Origin of the sequence: Campylobacter sp. W0014 (assembly GCF_020135975.1) — a bacterium.
GTDB lineage: Bacteria > Campylobacterota > Campylobacteria > Campylobacterales > Campylobacteraceae > Campylobacter_D.
Window position 1 is genome coordinate 1 of record NZ_JACHTR010000020.1, and the last position, 17861, is coordinate 17861.

14 protein-coding genes are annotated in these 17861 nt (G+C 29.9%); 5 read left to right on the forward strand and 9 right to left on the reverse strand.

The window, feature by feature from the left end; translation table 11 throughout:
* Window positions 1-72: 72 nt before the first annotated feature.
* The 3 genes from H2277_RS06745 to H2277_RS06755 are packed head-to-tail and all read right to left on the reverse strand — an operon-like array spanning window position 73 to window position 4515.
* Window positions 73-1422, reverse strand: a complete 1350-nt coding sequence (locus H2277_RS06745) for a TolC family protein (protein ID WP_337201578.1) — start codon at window positions 1420-1422, stop codon at window positions 73-75.
* 1 nt (window position 1423) lies between these two features.
* Entirely contained in the window at window positions 1424-3355 is a 1932-nt protein-coding gene (locus H2277_RS06750) for an ABC transporter permease (protein ID WP_337201579.1), read from the reverse strand.
* The gene (locus H2277_RS06755; protein WP_337201580.1) at window positions 3355-4515 is read right to left on the reverse strand and encodes an efflux RND transporter periplasmic adaptor subunit; all 1161 of its coding nucleotides are present in this window, start codon (window positions 4513-4515) and stop codon (window positions 3355-3357) included. The genes H2277_RS06750 and H2277_RS06755 overlap by 1 nt, the downstream gene beginning before the upstream one ends.
* 192 nt (window positions 4516-4707) lie before the next feature.
* Between H2277_RS06755 and dsbD the strand changes: the two genes are divergently transcribed.
* The gene (dsbD, locus tag H2277_RS06760; protein WP_337201581.1) at window positions 4708-6405 is read left to right on the forward strand and encodes a protein-disulfide reductase DsbD; all 1698 of its coding nucleotides are present in this window, start codon (window positions 4708-4710) and stop codon (window positions 6403-6405) included.
* A gap of 275 nt (window positions 6406-6680) precedes the next feature.
* Window positions 6681-7937: a major outer membrane protein gene (locus H2277_RS06765; protein ID WP_337201582.1), complete on the forward strand. Its 1257-nt coding sequence runs from the start codon at window positions 6681-6683 to the stop codon at window positions 7935-7937.
* Between the two features lie 136 nt (window positions 7938-8073).
* On the opposite strand, the gene dnaJ is transcribed toward H2277_RS06765, so the two are convergent.
* Window positions 8074-9192, reverse strand: coding sequence for a molecular chaperone DnaJ (gene dnaJ, locus H2277_RS06770; protein WP_337201583.1), 1119 nt, complete (start codon window positions 9190-9192; stop codon window positions 8074-8076).
* A 140-nt stretch (window positions 9193-9332) separates the two neighbouring features.
* On the opposite strand from dnaJ, the gene H2277_RS06775 reads away from it, so the two are divergent.
* Genes H2277_RS06775 through recR form a run of 3 tightly spaced genes read left to right on the forward strand, consistent with a single transcriptional unit; the run spans window position 9333 to window position 11819 of the window.
* On the forward strand, window positions 9333-10004 hold the full coding sequence (locus H2277_RS06775) for a response regulator transcription factor (protein ID WP_337201584.1): 672 nt from the start codon (window positions 9333-9335) through the stop codon (window positions 10002-10004).
* Window positions 10004-11251 (forward strand): ArsS family sensor histidine kinase, encoded by a 1248-nt coding sequence (locus H2277_RS06780; RefSeq protein WP_337201604.1) that lies wholly within the window; start codon window positions 10004-10006, stop codon window positions 11249-11251. Before H2277_RS06775 ends, H2277_RS06780 begins: the two co-directional genes overlap by 1 nt.
* Window positions 11235-11819 carry a recombination mediator RecR gene (gene recR / locus H2277_RS06785; RefSeq protein ID WP_337201585.1) on the forward strand — a complete coding sequence of 195 codons (585 nt, stop codon included), beginning with the start codon at window positions 11235-11237 and terminating at the stop codon, window positions 11817-11819. Before H2277_RS06780 ends, recR begins: the two co-directional genes overlap by 17 nt.
* On the opposite strand, the gene H2277_RS06790 is transcribed toward recR, so the two are convergent.
* From H2277_RS06790 to mnmC, 5 genes are all read right to left on the reverse strand, one after another.
* A complete protein-coding gene (locus H2277_RS06790; protein WP_337201586.1) occupies window positions 11816-12349 on the reverse strand; it encodes a HyaD/HybD family hydrogenase maturation endopeptidase in 534 nt (177 codons plus the stop codon). The two genes, recR and H2277_RS06790, sit on opposite strands and share 4 nt — an antisense overlap.
* Complete coding sequence (gene cybH / locus H2277_RS06795) at window positions 12346-13038, reverse strand: Ni/Fe-hydrogenase, b-type cytochrome subunit (protein ID WP_337201587.1); 693 nt, start codon at window positions 13036-13038, stop codon at window positions 12346-12348. Before cybH ends, H2277_RS06790 begins: the two co-directional genes overlap by 4 nt.
* Window positions 13039-13048: 10 nt before the next feature.
* The gene (locus H2277_RS06800) at window positions 13049-14776 is read right to left on the reverse strand and encodes a nickel-dependent hydrogenase large subunit (protein ID WP_337201588.1); all 1728 of its coding nucleotides are present in this window, start codon (window positions 14774-14776) and stop codon (window positions 13049-13051) included.
* Between the two features lie 2 nt (window positions 14777-14778).
* Window positions 14779-15918 (reverse strand): hydrogenase small subunit, encoded by a 1140-nt coding sequence (locus H2277_RS06805; RefSeq protein WP_337201589.1) that lies wholly within the window; start codon window positions 15916-15918, stop codon window positions 14779-14781.
* 95 nt (window positions 15919-16013) lie between these two features.
* Entirely contained in the window at window positions 16014-17861 is a 1848-nt protein-coding gene (mnmC, locus tag H2277_RS06810) for a bifunctional tRNA (5-methylaminomethyl-2-thiouridine)(34)-methyltransferase MnmD/FAD-dependent 5-carboxymethylaminomethyl-2-thiouridine(34) oxidoreductase MnmC (RefSeq protein ID WP_337201590.1), read from the reverse strand.

Genomic DNA, 17861 nt, shown 5'->3' on the forward strand with positions numbered 1-17861 from the left:
TTTTGTTTTGTATAGTTTTGTTTTTTGCTTTACTTGGATTGTTTATCTTTACTTGGTTTTAAATTAGAAAAATTAAAAAGATTTTTCTCCTATAGCAGTGATTTGATAATATAAATTGATCGTTTTATAAAGATTAAATTTTGCTCTTAAAAGTTCTTCTTCGCTAGAATTTAAAGCATTGGCGGCATCTAAATAATCTTTCAACTCACTTTTTCCTAAATTATATTTTTCATAATAAGCTTTTTCAATTAATTTTTGTTTTGTATTAATATCTTCTAAATTTTTTAAAAGCGAAATATTGCTTTGATAATCCTTATAATTAAGCTCATATTCATTAATCGCACTTTGTAAAATTTGTTCATATTCTACTAAAAGTTTATCGTATTCAAATTCTGAAATTTTGATATTTTGACGCACTCTACCATAATCAAGAAAAGGAAGAGAAATTTTGATATTTCCACTTAAAATTTCAAATTTAAAGCTATTATTAAAATTTTCATCACTGCCATTTAAAATTCCGCCTAAAGAAATACTTGGCAATATAGATTTTTGCATGGAAGTATAATCTTTAAAAGCAGATTTTAGATTGTTAATCTTAGCTTGTACATCCGGACGATAAGCAAGTGTTTTTAAAGGAATATTAAATTCAGGCTTCAGCTCTTTAAAATCAGACAAAGACAAGGTTTTAAAATACTCTATATAAGAAAACCCCTCTTTTTTACCTAATAAATCTTGCAAATTTTTAATCAATAAATTTCTATTTTGCTCATTGCTTAAAAGATTTTGCTTTGCTTTTAAAGCGCTTTGCTCTAAATTCAGCAAATCAAGTTCTTCTATCTTTCCAAGATCATATTTATAAGTATAAAGTTCTTTCATTTGAGTTAAATTTTGAAAATATTGTTCAAGTAAATTTTGCATATCGTTAAAATAAGCAAGTTCAAAAACATCATTTAAAGCTGTATTAACCATGCTAATTTTCAAATTTTGCAAATCATATTGACTTGCTTTTGCACTAAATTCACTTGCTTTTGCACTATCTCTTATCTTTCCATAAATGTCTAATTCATAACTTAAATTTAAAGCATTATTAAAATTTTTACTCTCTAATCCTGAATTTAAATTTTTACTCTTTGCAAATCCCAAATTAGCATTTAAACTCGGATATAAATCATAATCAATCAAATCAGCCCTAGCCAAAGCACTCAATAAATTTAATCTCGCCACTTTAACATCACTATTGTTTTTTAAAACATAATCTATAAATTCATCCAAACGCTTATTATCATAAGCTTTGTACCATTCATAACTTATATTTAAATCCTTTAAATCACTCTGCTTTATCGAAGGCTCTTTAGGCAAAACCAATTTTGTCCCACAAGCTGTTATAAAAAAACCAATTAAAAAGCTGATTAAAATTTTCATTTTATTCCTTTGATAAAGCATGGATAGGATTTAAATTCGCCGCATTTTTGGCAGGAAAAAATCCAAAAATCACCCCGATTAAAATTGAACTTAAAAGGCCTAAAAGTATAGAATATGTATTTAAAATCATCGGAAAATCAGTGCTTAAATGATTAAAAGCAAAGATCACAAATACAGATAAAATAACCCCCAAAATCGCTCCTATAGTGCATATCATAATCGCTTCAATTAAAAATTGCATCATAATATCTTCTCTCCTAGCTCCTATAGCCATACGAATTCCAATTTCTCTTGTTCTTTCACTCACAGAAACAAGCATGATATTCATCACACCAATTCCCCCAACCACAAGAGCGATGATCGCTACACAAATTGTAAGTATTGTTGTTGTTTTTTTATTTGCTGTATAGGTTTTTCTAAAAGTGTCAGAATTGAAAGTGAAGAAATCTTTTTGCCCTCTTTTAAGGGTTAAAACACGTATAATTGCACTTTCAGCTAAAGTAGAATCCATATCATCTTTAACCTTAACAATAATTTCACGCAATTTTTTATCCCCAGTGATTTTATTCATAAGCGTTGTATAAGGAATGTAAAGACGCACAACATTATCATCAAATATTTTATTTTGATCTTTTTTCAAAATTCCTATAATTTTAAAAGGTTGAGAATCAAAAATCACCACTCGGCCTAAAACATCTTCATTGCTTAATTCTGGAAATAAATTCTTTTTAGCGTTAAAATCAAGAACGACAACATTTGAACTATGCTGCACCTCATCTTCGCTTAAAATTCTTCCTACATTAATCTTTAAGCCATCAATAGCAAAATTATTAACCCCTACTCCTTCAGCCTTAGCATTTAAAGAAATATTACTATAAGTTGCCACGCCCGAAGAGCTAGTATAAGCATCCACAGCTTCTAAAAAATTTAAGCTTTTTAAAGTTTTTAGATCACTAAAATTAAGCCTCGTCTTGCCCGAACGCAAATCTCCAAATCCTTTACCTGGAAAGATCTCTATACTACTTGTACCAAGATCAGAGATGGATTGCAAAACTCTAGCTTGTGAGCCAAGCCCTAAAGCCACGACACAAACTACAGAGGCAATCCCTATAATAATACCAAGCATCGTTAAAATAGAACGCAACTTATGTGCAATTATAGAAGAATAAGCAATTTTAAAGCATTCAAAAGCTTGATTTTTAAGCAAAGCTAAAGTTTTTCTTTCTTTCGTCATCACTCTAGGGGTAATTTTTTGATCATTTGTGCTTTTTTTCTCTTTACTATCGCTTAAAATTTCACCATCTTTTATTTCAATAACTCTTTTAGCTTGTTGGGCGATTTTAGGATCATGAGTCACTAAAACAATAGTATGACCTTGCTTATTTAATTTTTGTAAAATTTCAAGCACCATGATCCCACTTTTACTATCTAAAGCTCCAGTTGGTTCATCAGCTAAAATCAATTCTCCGCCATTCATCAAAGCTCTTGCTATAGAAACGCGTTGTTGCTGCCCGCCACTTAATTCATTAGGCTTAGAGTAAAGCTTATGACCTAGTTCAAGATCACTTAAAAGCTCTTTAGATCTTTGCTTTCTCTCTTGCGCATTTTTACCCGCATAAATAGCAGGCAAAGAAACATTCTCACTAGAGTTAAATAAATTTAAAAGATTATAACGCTGAAAAATAAAACCTATTTTTTCACGTCTTAATCTGGCTTTTTCATCATGGTTAAGATTAGTAACCTCATACTCATCTAATAAATAATTTCCACTGCTTGGACTATCCAAAGTTCCTATGATATTAAGCAAAGAAGTTTTTCCGCTTCCACTTTGACCGATAATTGCTACAAATTCACCCTTTTCTATATCAAGATTGATATTTTTTAAAATAGCATTTTTACCTATATTTTTATAGATATTTCTTAAGCAAATCATTAAAATCTCAATTTAATTTTTGATGCAAGTCCATCGGCACTAGAGCTAAGTATTAAATTCTCATCTTCGCTCACACCTTGTAAAATTTCAGTATTAATAGCATCTTTAATCCCAAGTTTAACGTATTTTTTAACGGCTTCATCATTTTCTAAAACCTCAACATAATAACCTTTTTCATCGTTTTTAATCGCATAGTTTGGAACAACAATCACATTTTTAGCACTCGCAACAATGATCTCATTTTCAACACTCATGCCTATACGTAAAAAATTATCCTTATTTGGAACATAAAATTTAGCATAATAATAAATCGCATTAGAAGTTGAACTAGAAGAACTTGAATCTGAATTTGAACTCGAATCACTCACTTCAGTATCAGCTGGATCGATGCTTTCTATTTTAGCATGATAAGTCTTTTGAGGATCACTTAGTAAAGAAAAATTAAGTTCTGTTCCTACTTTTATCTTACTCACATCCGCTTCGGCAACTTCCATTCTCACTTCCATTTCATCTAAATTAGCTATGCGAACTATAGTAGGTGTGTTTTGATTTGCATTAACAGTTTGTCCTTCATCAACTGCTACATTGATAATCACCCCATTAATCGGAGCGGTTATCGTAGTATAATCTAAATCTTTTTGAGCATTTTTAAGTGTGATTTCAAGCTGAACAACTTGCGCATTAAGATCGGCAACATTAGCTTTAAGAGTGTAATAATTATTTTTTTGACTTTCTAAATTCTCTAAAGAAGTCGCCTTTAAAGCATAAAGCTTCTTTTCTCTTTCGTATTGTTTTAAAGCGATATCTAAAGCAACCTTTTTGCTTTCTAAATTTGCCTTAGCGCTTTGAAGTTCTGCTTTTGTAATATCCAAATCATTTTGCTGCTTATCTTTATCAATTTGAGCGATCAAATCACCTTGCTTGACATAAGAACCCACATCCACGTAAAGTTTTAAAATTTGTCCACTAACTTGAGCTCCAACATCAACTTGATCTTTAGCATAAACTTTTCCTATAGCTTCTATGGATTGAGATATATTTTCTCTTTGTATTTTTTGGGTGAGATAAGTCACCTTTTCCTTATCATAAAAAAACCAATAATAAATCCCGCTAAGAATAACAATCAAAAACACCACTATAAAAATAATCTTTTTTTTCATTAAAAACCTTATTAATTATTATTAATCAATATTTAAAGCTTGAAAGTGAATTTTTTGTGAATTATTGTAAATTTTTAACGTTTAAATATAAATTAAAGTATTATAATTTTTATTTTTAACAAAAAAGCTTTTTTAATTTACTACAAAAAAATATAATTTCAATCAAAAACACATTCTAAAAAGGAAAAATAATTGCGTTTTATTATAATACTTTTATTAAATTTTTGCATTTCATTTGCTTCCATTTTATCCTTAAATGACGCTTTTCAAGTTGATTCAAAAAAATACGATAGTTCCATTATCATCGATGTAAAATTAGGACAAGATATTTATCTATACGCAAACAAAATCAAACTCCACATTAATGACAAAGATATAACATCTTTTTTAAATTTTCCCCCAAGTGTTGAAGAAAATAACGAAAAAGTATATTTTAAAGAATTAAATTTAGCCTTGCCCAATTTACTTTTAGAACATTATACTAAAAAAAATCTCAATCAAATCAAATTCGAATTTCAAGGCTGTTCCAAACAAGGTTTATGTTACAACCCTCAAATTTGGTATCTAGATCTAACACACCAAAATAACCAATTTTCAGTTTCAAAACCTTACAAACAAATCAAACCTAAAAAAGATTTTAATTCCCAATCCGAAGAAGGAATGATCGCTAATTTTCTAGCTACAAATAATCTTTTTTGGATTTTGCTTAGTTTTTTTGGCTATGGAATTTTACTTTCTCTCACACCTTGTATTTTACCTATGATCCCTATTTTATCTTCCTTATTAATCGCAAAAAGCGAGGGTAAAAATTCTAAAAAACACAGCTTTTTTCTTTCTTTTATTTATGTATTTTTTATGTCTTTAGCATACGCTATTGCTGGAGTGATTGCGAGTTTTTTAGGTGCAAGTGTTCAAGGAATTTTGCAAAAACCTAGTGTTTTAATTATTTTTGCATTAATTTTTGTTCTTTTTGCACTTGCGATGTTTGATGTTTTACGTTTTGAAATGCCTTTAAAATTTCAAAATTTCATACACAAAAAAAGCAATAATAAAAAAGGCATTATAGGTATAGCCATCATGGGCTTTTTATCTGCTTTGATCGTAGGACCTTGCGTTGCAGCCCCTTTAGCTGGAGCCTTAATATACATAGCAAATACCAAAGATGCATTGCTTGGTGGAAGCGCACTTTTTATAATGAGTTTTGGCATGGGAATTCCTTTGCTTTTTATAGGTTTAGGTTTAGGATTTTTAAAACCTGGCGCTTGGATGGAAAAAATAAAAGTATTTTTTGGCTTTATTATGCTTGCAATGGCTATTTGGATACTCTCTCGTATCGTAGAGACTCATTATATTTTAATAGCCTTTGGAATTTTAGGTGTATTTTTTAGTGTTTTTATGGGAATTTTTGAAAAAGCTCTTGATACTTTTACCAAAATTAAAAAAAGCATTTTGATTTTAGTTTTAAGCTATTCTCTTTGTTTGTTTCTAGGTGGACTTTTTGGAGCAAAAGACTTTTTAAACCCTTTAAACTTTAGCACAAAACAAGAAAATCAAACTTTAAATTATCATTTTATAAACAATCTTGATCAAATCAATCAAGAAATAAAAAACAATCAAGCTTTAATGCTTGATTTTACAGCATCTTGGTGTGAAAATTGCAAACTCTTAGATGAACTTACTTTTAGCGATCAAAGAATTATTGATCAAGTTAAAAAATATAAATTAATCAAAGTTGATGTCAGTCAAAACAATAGTGAAGATATAAAAACAATGAAACAATTCAATGTTTTTGGGCCTCCTGTTTTGATTTTTTTTGAAAATGGTAAAGAAAAATTAAAAATTACAGGTTTTATAAATGCCAATGATTTATTAAAAAAGTTAAAATCATAAAAATAAATTTTTATAAAAATTCAAAATAAGATTTAAAATTTTTATAATTACTTATCATTTACTTTTAATTTTTATACTTACAAACGAATACAAACATTCATAAGAAAACTCCTTAAAATTACATTCTAGCTAGCTTTTAAATCTAGCTAGCTTTTATTTTTTTACAGCTTCAAAATTAAATTCAAAATAAACTTTAAGTATTTTTTAAGATAAACTCTTGTTTTTTATGCTACAATTACATCGTTTTAATTTTAATTTTAAGAAGGAGAATTCTCATGAAACTAGTTAAACTTAGTTTAGTTGCAGCTCTTACTGCAGGTGCTTTTTCTGTAGCTAGTGCTACTCCAGTAGAAGAAGCTATTAAAAATATCGATGTATCTGGAGTATTAAGATACAGATATGAATCAGGTTCTTTTGATAAAAAATTTCCTGGCGGCAAAAGTGATTTAATTACTAGCAAACAAAACCACTTATATAGAGCACAAATTAATTTCAGCGCTGCCATAGCTGATAACTTCAAAACTTTTGTTCAATTTGACTACAATTCAAAAGATGGCGGATTTGGAAAAAACAATATCAGCAATACAAGTGATGGATTACATGTTCGCCAATTATACTTAACTTATACAAACGAAGATGTAGCTACAAGCGTAATCGCTGGTAAACAACAACTTAACACTATCTGGACAGATAACGAAATCGATGGTTTAGTTGGAACAGGTGTAAAAGTAGTAAATAATAGCATTGATGGTTTAACTTTAGCTGCTTTTGCAATGGATAGCTTTAATGAAAAAGTTGTTGGAAGTCAACAAAAATATGGAGATAGCGATGCTAGCCCTTATTTAAATTGGGATAAAAATATCTATGGTGCTGCTGCTATAGGTTCTTATGAAGCTCTTAGTGGACAACTAAATCCACAATTATGGTTAGCTTATATGGATGAAAACGCTTTCATGTATGCTTTAGATGTAGCTTATAACACAACTATTTTTGATGGTGTAAATTGGACACTTGAGGGTGCTTATTTAGGAAACTCTTTAGATAATAAACTTAAAGATGCTTTCGGAAAAGATAGTGCAACAGGTGGTAATTTCTTTGCTTTAAGAGGCACTATCGAAGTAAATGGTTGGGATGCTAGTCTTGGTGGTTTATACTACGGTGATAAAGAAAAAGCAAGTGTAACTGTAATTGAAGATCAAGGAAATCTTGGTTCTTTACTAGCTGGTCAAGAAATTTTCTATACTGATGGTTCTCAATTAAATGGTAGCGTTGGTAGAAATATCTTTGGTTATGTTACAGCTGGTTATACTTTCAACGAAACAGTTCGCGTAGGTGGTGATTTCGTATACGGTGGAACTAAAACAGATATTCACGAAGGTGGTAAAAAATTAGAAGCAGTTGCAAGAGTAGATTACAAATATTCTCCAAAACTTGACTTCTCAGCATTCTATTCTTATGTAAATGTAGATAGAGATCATGGTGATAAAGGTGATCACAACGCTGTAAGACTTCAAGCTCTTTACAAATTCTAAGAATCGCTTAGAATGAAAAATTTTAAAGCTAGGTTTTATAAAACCTAGCTTTTTTTATGCCTAAAAAATCTTTCATTTTTGTTAAAAAAATCTATAAGTTTTAATTATTATTTTTAAAAATATTTTTTGATTGGCTTTAAGATTTAAACCAATCAGCTATTTTTTCAAAAAATCCTTTTTGTTCTTGATGCATACCATCTTTAATCCCAAAACTTTCACTGAGTTTTTCTAAAAGCTCTTTTTGCTCATCATTTAAAGAACTCGGAAATTTAATAGAAATTTGAACGATTTGATTACCTATATAAGAGCTATGAACATCCTTTACTCCTTCTTTTTCGAGAACAAATCTTTGACCATCTTTAGCGCCTTTAGGTAAATTTAAAACCGCTTCTCCTCGTATAGTAGGAACTTTTACACTCTGTCCTAAAATGGCTTGAGTAAAAAATACTGGATATTCTATATATATATCATTTTCATCTCTTATAAAAGTTTTATCCTCATCAACAATAATCTTAACGTACAAATCACCTCTAGAGCTATTTTTACTCATATTGCCTTTAGAATTAACTCTTAAATTTATCCCACTATCTACACCTTCTGGGATACTAATTTCAACTTGATCTTTTATCTCTTCATAACCTTTACCCTTACAATCGCTACATTTTTCACGAATACTTTCTCCGCTACCTTGGCATTCTGGACAAGTTTGTGCAAAAGTTATAAAGCCTTGAGAAATTCCTACTTGTCCACTTCCTTTACATTTAGGACAAGTTTGAAGTTTTCCATCTTTGGATCCTGTTCCTTGACAAGTTTTACAAGAATTTTTATAAACAAAATCTATATTTTTTTTACATCCAAATATAGCTTCTTTAAAACTCAATCTTAAATTAACAATCAAATCACTTGCAAATTTTTCATCACTTGTTTTCTTACGACGTGATGAACGGCCAAAACCATCGCCAAAAAAACTAGAAAAAATATCTCCTAAATCCTCAAAACCTCCAAAACCAGAAGTACTTCCAAAGCCTCCTCCCTTTAATCCATCTTTACCATATCTATCATAAATAGCGCGTTTTTCATCATTGCTTAAAACTTCATAAGCTTCATTAACTAATTTAAATTTGTCTTCAGCTTCTTTATCTCCTTGATTTCTATCTGGATGATATTTTAAAGCCATTTTTCTGTAGGCTTTTTTTATTGTATCTTTATCAGCACTTTGCGTAATTTCTAAAATCTCATAATAATCCAATTCCATATCAAATCCTTAATTTTTGTAATAAAAAATATCAAAAAAGCTAATTTTAGCAAAAATAAACTCAATAATTTATCAAAATTTAAATAAAATTATGCAAATATTATTAAAACACTAAAATAATTAATGAAGGAAAATATTAAATGATTAACGTATTAATGATAGAAGATGATCCTGATTTTGCACAACTTTTATCCGAATATTTAGCTCAATTTAATATAAAAATCACAAATTTTGAAACCCCTAAAGAAGCCTTAAGCATGGGTATGCATGGTTATGATTGTTTGATTTTAGATTTAACTCTACCTGGAATAGACGGACTTGAAGTCTGTAGGGAAATCAGACAAAAAAACAATATTCCTATTATCGTTTCTTCGGCTAGGGGAGATCTTAGTGACAAAGTAGTAGGACTTCAAATCGGTGCAGACGATTATCTTCCTAAACCTTATGATCCTAAGGAAATGTATGCAAGAATCACTAGTCTGATTCGTCGCGCAAAAAGAATTGAAACTTCTAATAATGAAAATATCAATTCTGCTTTCAAAATTGACGAAAGAAGACATGAAATTAGTTACAATGATAAAGTTTTAACTCTAACTCCAGCCGAATATGAAATTTTAGAATATCTTATCCAGCAGCACAGTTATAGTGTATCTAGAGAGCAACTTGTTAATCGCTGCAAAAATCTTAAAGATAAAGATTCTAAAAGCTTAGATGTTATCATCGGCAGGTTAAGAACTAAAATAAATGACAGCTCTAAATCCCCAAAACACATTTTTTCCGTTAGGGGAATAGGATATAAACTTATAGGATGATTCGAAAAAAATATTCTATCTATACAAAATTAGTTATTTTATTTGTTGTAACCTTTCTTCTAGTTTGCATTCTTTTTATTGTTTTATTAAAAATCGAAGAGAATGCTTATGCTGAAGAAGGGGTTTTAAGACAAAAAAATCTCGTTAATAATATGCTAAGCTCTTACAATCCAAATTTTAACATAGATACTTATTTTGATAACAATGGTTTTTCCATTGTAAAAAATTCAGATTTAATACATACTATTAAAGAAGATGGCGAAATTCTTTTTTATAATAAAAATAATAAAATATGTCATTTTAACTCTTTAAAATATCATAATAATCTTTATATCGATATCCAATGTGGTGATTTTCAAAAGCTCTATAAAGAAAATATTAACGATAGAATTTATAATCTTTTACTAATAGGATTTTTCTTTTTTTCCTTTTTAGTTGTTTTTATGTATTTTTCAGTTTTAAAATCCCTTGAACCTCTTAAGAAACTTAGAAAACAAGTTGCTGAAGCTGCTAATGGAAAAAAACCTGATTTTGTCGATTACCAAGAAGATGAAATAGGGAGAATTGCCCTTGAATTTAAAAAAGCTTTTACCAGAAATCAAGAACTAATACAATCAAGACAACTTTTTTTACGTACTATCATGCATGAGTTAAAAACTCCTATTGGCAAAGGAAGAATTATCGCAGAAATGATTAAAGAAGATAAACAAAAAGAAAGATTGATTGATATATTTTCACGTATGGATTCTTTGATTAATGAATTTGCAAAAATAGAAAATCTTTTTTCAAAAAATTATAATTTACATTTTAAACCTATCCAATTTAGCACGATACTTGAAGAAGCAAAAAATTATTTAATGAGAGACGATTTTAATAAAATTGTCAAAATTCACTTAGAAAGTGATGCTTTAATTAATGTTGATATGGAAATTTTTCCTGTGATTTTAAAAAATTTAATTGATAATGCTTTAAAATATTCAAGCGATGGAACTTGCGAAATATATTCTCATCGTCAATATTTTGTTATTCAAAATCCAGGACGAAAATTAAGTGAACCTATAGAATATTATTTTGAAGCCTTTACTCGAGAAAAAGACGAAAAAGTGAAAGGTATGGGTTTGGGTCTTTATATCGTTTTTGAAGTATGCAAATTGCATAATTTTGACATTATCTATTATTATGAAAATAATAAACACTGTTTTAAAGTTTTTTTTGGAGAAAAAAAACACAATGAAACACAACAATGATTTAGAAAAATTTAATAATTTAATCGAAAGCTTCTCAAATTTACCCACTATAGGTAAAAAAACTGCTATTCGACTTGCTTATTATATATGCATAAATAATCAACTTGAAGGTATGAAACTCGCACACAATATCGAAAATGCTTTGCGTTTTATCAAACCTTGTCAGCAATGTGGATCTTTAAGTGAAAACGAACTTTGTGGAATTTGCACCGATGAGGAAAGAAACAAAGAAACTCTATGTATCGTTGAAACTCCAAAAGATATTCTTATTATAGAAGAAAGTAAAAGTTATCATGGGTTGTATTTTGTACTGGATGAGTTAGATAATGAAAAAATATCCAAACTAGAAGAAATGATATTAAAGCAAAATAGCAAAGAATTAATTTTTGCTTTACCCCATAGCATCAACTCGGATGCAACTATTTTTTTTATTGAAGACAAATTTAAAAATTTAAATCTCAAATTTAGTAAAATTGCTCAAGGTATTCCAAGTGGAGTGAATCTTGAAAATGTCGATACCATTTCTTTAAATAAAGCAATTCAATATCGCACTAAAATTGAAATCTAACTTTTATAAGCATTATTTGCTAATTCTTGTAAAGAATAATTCTTAACTTTTTTATACTCAAAACCCTCTTTTTTTAAAAAATCTAGCAAAGTTTTTTCCATAATTTCGCTTGATTTTAAAATTTCACTTGAAAGCTGAAAACTCATTGGTTTTATACGCTTTGGAATGCAAGCTAAAATTTGAGTTTGAGGTAAATCACCCATTAATTCCATGTATTGAAGGGTTTGAAGCATTTCAACTTCATGTGCACTTCCACTCCAATTAAGATTTTTTGGCATTGCTTCATAAGGAAAGAAAAATACATCTCCTATATTTGCATTATCAGCATCAATGCAATCTATTAGAATCACTCTATCATAACTTGCAATTATATAGCTTAATTGCAAAGCTAAAGTTCCACCATCTATAAATTCTATACTATGAATAGGATGAGTAAATTCATAATTTTTTTTCAAAAAATTACAAACATGAACCCCTATGCCCTCATCCGCAAACATAATATTCCCTATGCCAAGCACAAGGAATTTCAACTTCTCTCCTCTTTGACATATTTATAACCGCTAAAAATTGCATCCATAGCACCATTTTTACCTTTAACAGCATTAAAAATAGCCATATAAACATGAATAGGAACAAAAATCATCACAACCCACATTAAAATCCTATGATAAATTCTAACTTCTGCTAATCCACCCAATTTCGCTTCAAGTGGTTTTAAAAGATCATATAGCATTCCACCTAAACCTTCATGATAAGTATGGGTATAAAGAATAAGTCCTGTTAAAATGATACCAAGCATCACAAGATAAAATAAAAAATAAGTCACAAATTGCAAAGGATTATAAACACCCCTTAGATGTGGATGTTTGCCTAAAAAAATATAAAATTTAATTTGATTAATCCAAAGCTTAATACTAAAAAGATCTAAAATAGAAACACGCTCTTTATGACTGATTTTATCACAAAAGAAAAGATAAATTTTAAAAATAATACAAGCAATTAAAACAAATCCTACAACTTGATGAACTAAACGATATTTAGCCTGCATAAAATTTACAGGCTCAAAACTACTCATAGGACTTTGAAATACATAAGAAATATAGTATCCAGTTCCTATTAAAATCACTATAGCAATCGCTCGAATCCAATGCGTTAAACGCAAACCGATGCTAAATTCATATTCAGCTTTTCTTTGTAATTTTTCTTCTTTATTGCTCATAAAAAGCCTCCTATAAATTTACATTGACTTTATATTCGCTTAAATTATTTCCTTTGGTGTCCATAACATGCACAGCACAAGCTATACAAGGATCATAAGAATGAATTTTGCGTATAATCTCAAGCGGTTGTTTAACATCAGCTATTTTAAGGCCTATTAAACATTGTTCATAACTTCCACCTACTCCATTAGCATCTTTTGGACTCGCATTCCAAGTTGAAGGAACTACGGCTTGCCAATTTTCAATCACACCATCTTTTATTCTACACCAATGGCTTAAGGTTCCTCTTGGTACGTGCCCCATATAGCGGCCTCTGTATTCACCATTTACCATTTTACTTGTATCTGGAGTATAAGGTGCGCAGGTAGTTTGATCTACTTTTAAATTTTCCACCAAATTATCAAAGGCTCTTAAAGCATTATTAGCTACAATTTTAGCCTCCAAGCAACGAGTAGCAGTTCTTCCAAGAGTGCTAAAGACAGCATTCAATGGAAGTCCTGTTTCTTTTAAGAACTCATCAACTACTGAAACAACATTTTTATTTCCTTTAGCATAATTGATCACTATATTTGCAAGAGGTCCAACTTGCATTGGGTTTCCCTCATAACGTGGTGCTTTGATCCAGCTATATTTTCCTTTAGTATCAAAAACCTTAGAATCAACCTTATTTCCATGATGATCTATACTATCTCCATCAACAAGCCCTGTATAATTTGGATTTGTTTTACCATCATAAGGATGCAATGGTTCATTGTCTACATACCAAGAATGAGTTGCTTCTTCAGTAATTTTATTTTCATCCACCTCATAAACTTTGCTCAAATCTCCATTTTTAATTATACCGCTTTCAAATAACCATTCATTTTTTCCAAGTTGAAATTCTTGAAAAGTAAATAGATTATTTACTCCGATATCATTTAAAACACTAGCTTCACTTGCATAAGCTTTTCCAGCCATTACAAGATCTGGATAATAAGCACGATTAACAAAATCTTGCACTTCTTGAAATTTACTCATATATTCTCCCATTCTTGAAGGGTTTAAAAGATCCATAACGCAAGTTACACCTCCAACGGTTAAACTTTGCGGATGTGGATTTTTTGCTCCAAAAATAGCCATACATTGAGCGATAATTCTTTGAATTCTTAAGCATTCTAAATAATGAGAAAGAACGATTAGATTTTCTTCAGGAGTCAAACGATAAGTTGGATGTCCATAATAAGCATTTGCAAAAGGTCCTAAATTCCCCTTATCTACAAAAGTTTTAAGTCTTTGTTGCACTTCAAGAAGTTTATCAGCTCCTGTTGCATAAGGATTTGAAGTATATTTGAAAGCTTCATCACTTGCCTTCTTAGGATCCGCACTTAAAGCACTTACTACATCGGCCCAATCAAGCCCATGAAGTTGATAAAAATGTACGATATGATCATGCAAAAAAAGAGCCGCATTCATCAAAGTTCTAGTCAATAATGCATTTAAAGGAGGAATAATACCCAAAGCATTTTCAACAGCCATAATACCCGCTTTATAATGAGAAAATGTACATACTCCGCAAATTCTTTGAGTCATAAAGCCCGCATCCCTTGGATCTCTTCCTTTAACAATAGTTTCAATACCACGCCATAAGGTAGAACCTGCATAAGCTTCTTTTACTACATTGTTATCATCAACAACAACTTCAACTCTTAAATGTCCTTCTATTCTTGTAATTGGATCAACGATTATTTTTTGACTCATTCTTACTCCTCATTTTTTTTCATAGAAGCAATGACTGCATGAGCAGCAATTGCAACTCCAGTAAGTGTTAATACTCCTATACCTATTTTATCTGAAACATTATCAGCGCCCAAACCAAAAACAGTATCAAATTTATGACTCGCCAAAGGTTCCTCAAAAGGTCCCATTTTATCCCAAAAATTTGGTTCAGAACATCCTATACAACCATGTCCTGATTGGATGGGCCAAGAAGTATGCTGGTTAAATCTCTCTCTTGAACAATTGTTAAAAGTATAAGGCCCTTTGCAGCCTACCTTATAAAGACAATAACCATTTTTTGCACCCTCATCACCAAAATTTTGGACAAATTCTCCTGCATCAAAATGTCCACGTCTTTCACAAAGATCGTGAATTCTTAAACCATAAGCCCATTTTGGTCTATTATAAACATCAAGTGCTGGGAGTTCTTTAAAAAGTAAGAGTTGTAAAACATTACCTACTATATTTTTTTCACTTGGAGGACAACCTGGAACATTAATCACTGTTTTATGGGTAATCTTGCTTAAAGGCTGGGCATTACTTGGATTTGGTCTTGCTGCTTGTATTCCCCCAAAAGAAGAACAGGTTCCAATAGCTAAAATCGCATAGGCATTTTCACTCGCTTCTTTACTAAGCTCATATCCAGTTTTTGCATGAGGCCCTATTGTAAGATAATGCTCTTTATCTCCGCATGGAATACCGCCTTCAACCATTAAAATATATTGATCCTTATATTTTTTAATCGCATTTTCTAAATTTTCTTCTGCCTGCCAACCTGCAGCAGCCATTACAGTTTCATGATATTCTAAAGAAATATAATCAAATATCAAACTATCAATTGTAGGCGTATCACTTCTTAATAAACTTTCACTACAACCTGTACATTCTGCCATATGTAGCCAAATAACAGGCAATCTATCTGCTAATTCTGCAGCCTTTGCCACCATAGGTGTAAAAGTCGCTGGAAGCGCCAAAAAAGCTGTCATAGCTCCTGCCCATTTTATAAAATCCCTTCTGCCAAATCCAGCTTTTTCTAAAGCTTTAGGAATCGAAGAATTAGGATTTAAAGAAGGAAGCTTCTCAAGCGCCGTTAAATTAGACTCTATTTGATTATAATCGATCATGAAAATTTCCTTAAAAATAAAATAACTATACTAATGATAGAACAATACGATTTAAAATTAAATAAAATTAAAATAATAAAAAAATATTTTTATATTTATTTTTTTAAACCTTTTTTTAATTTTCTAATCAAAAATCTAGCAGGATGAATACAAGAAATAAAATCCTTATGTATACATAAAGGTTCATTTTCAATCAAAGCACAAAGATAACGTGCAGCTAATACAGCTGTAGAAAAAGCTCGAGATCCATGAGCAAAATTTAAATAAAGATTAGGGATATTTTGAGGTAATTTTTGCTCTTTATTTTTTGTCCATAATAAATCTTTATAACACTCTTTATAAAACTTTTCATCATAAGCCGCACCAATAATCGCAAATCGATCGCTAGAATAAGACCTAAATCCCACTTTAGATCCTTTATAAATCAATCTTTCATCCCCCTTTAAAAATTCTTGAATATTTTTAATATTTTCTTTATCATCTTCGCTTTTGGAATTAAAATCGGAACTCAAACGATCATAGCTCGCTCCTATAACTTGAATTCCTTCATTTTTTGGACAAATATAAGCTTTTGATGAGAATGGATATTGAATATCGCAAAAAGGCTCTAAATGAGTAACTTGACCACGAACTTTGCTTAAACTCATAAAATCATAGGATATAAAATCTTTAGTATCAGCACCCATGGCATAAATTAAAATTTCTGATTGATAAATATCTTTTATTTCATCAAAAAAAAGTTTAAAAGCGCCATTTTCATACTGATAATTTTTAAATTGATGATTAAAATAAATCTTAGCTTTGCTTTTTTCAAACAAGACTCGAACAAGGCTTTTTGGTTTAATATGGCCACCATCTTGTAAAAATGCTTGATTATTTTTAATATCAAATAAAATATTATTTTCTTGAGATAAAAAACGCTCTTGCATTAAATCATTGTGTGCAATTTCTACAACTCCGTCTAATTTTAAATCTAAAATTTGACGATAAAAACGATTGGCTTCAATTAAAGCCAGTTGGGAAAACTCACCCAAAGCAACACCTGGTTTTAAAATCAAAGAACTTAAAATTCCACTTTCATTCCCACTAGCACCCTCTCCTAAACGAGTATTTTTTTCAAAAACGCTGATTTTAAAACCTCTCAAAGAAAGCTCATATGCTAAAACCGCTGCACAAATACCAGCACCAATAATTGCTACTTCTTTATTTTTTATTTTTTGAGAAACTCTTTGAAAATATGCTTCTTGAAACATTTTTTGTTCTGTTTGATTTTTTTCAAAAATAGCTTGGATCATTTCTCTTTTTCTAAATCCTTTAATTTTTTGAACACAAAAGCCATTTTTTTGAAGATTTTTTTGAAGTAAACTGGCCGCAGAAAAAGTATAAACTTGTGTTCCTTTTTTTGATAATCTTGCTATCTCAAACAACACGCTATCATCAAACATAGCAGAATTTTTACTCGGAGAAAAACCATCCAAAAACCACACATTGGCTTTAAAATCAAGTTTTTTTAAAACAGAAATATCATCAAATACAAGATCTAAAAAGCAATTTTTAAAATAAAATCGATAATATCCTTCTTTACAAGGAGGATAAAATTTTAAAAAAGGTTCAAGTATCTCTTTAAAATCTTCATAAAATCCAAGTTTTTGATAAATCTCTCTTAAAGTTTCTTTATCGATGTAAAATTTTTCTATACTGATATAAAATAATCTTTTTTGATGATTTTGCTCTTTCAAAAATCTTTTTAAGGTTAAAAAAAAATTAAGTCCTATGCCAAAACCTGTTTCAGCAATAACAAATTGCTCTTCATCACTCCAGCTAAAAGCTTCAGTGTAAATATACTTACTCTCTTGTACCCCATCTTGTGAATTAAAATAAAAATCATCAAAATCAAGAGAAAATGGAGTATTGTCTTTAAAAATTATATTTGCTTTTTCCAT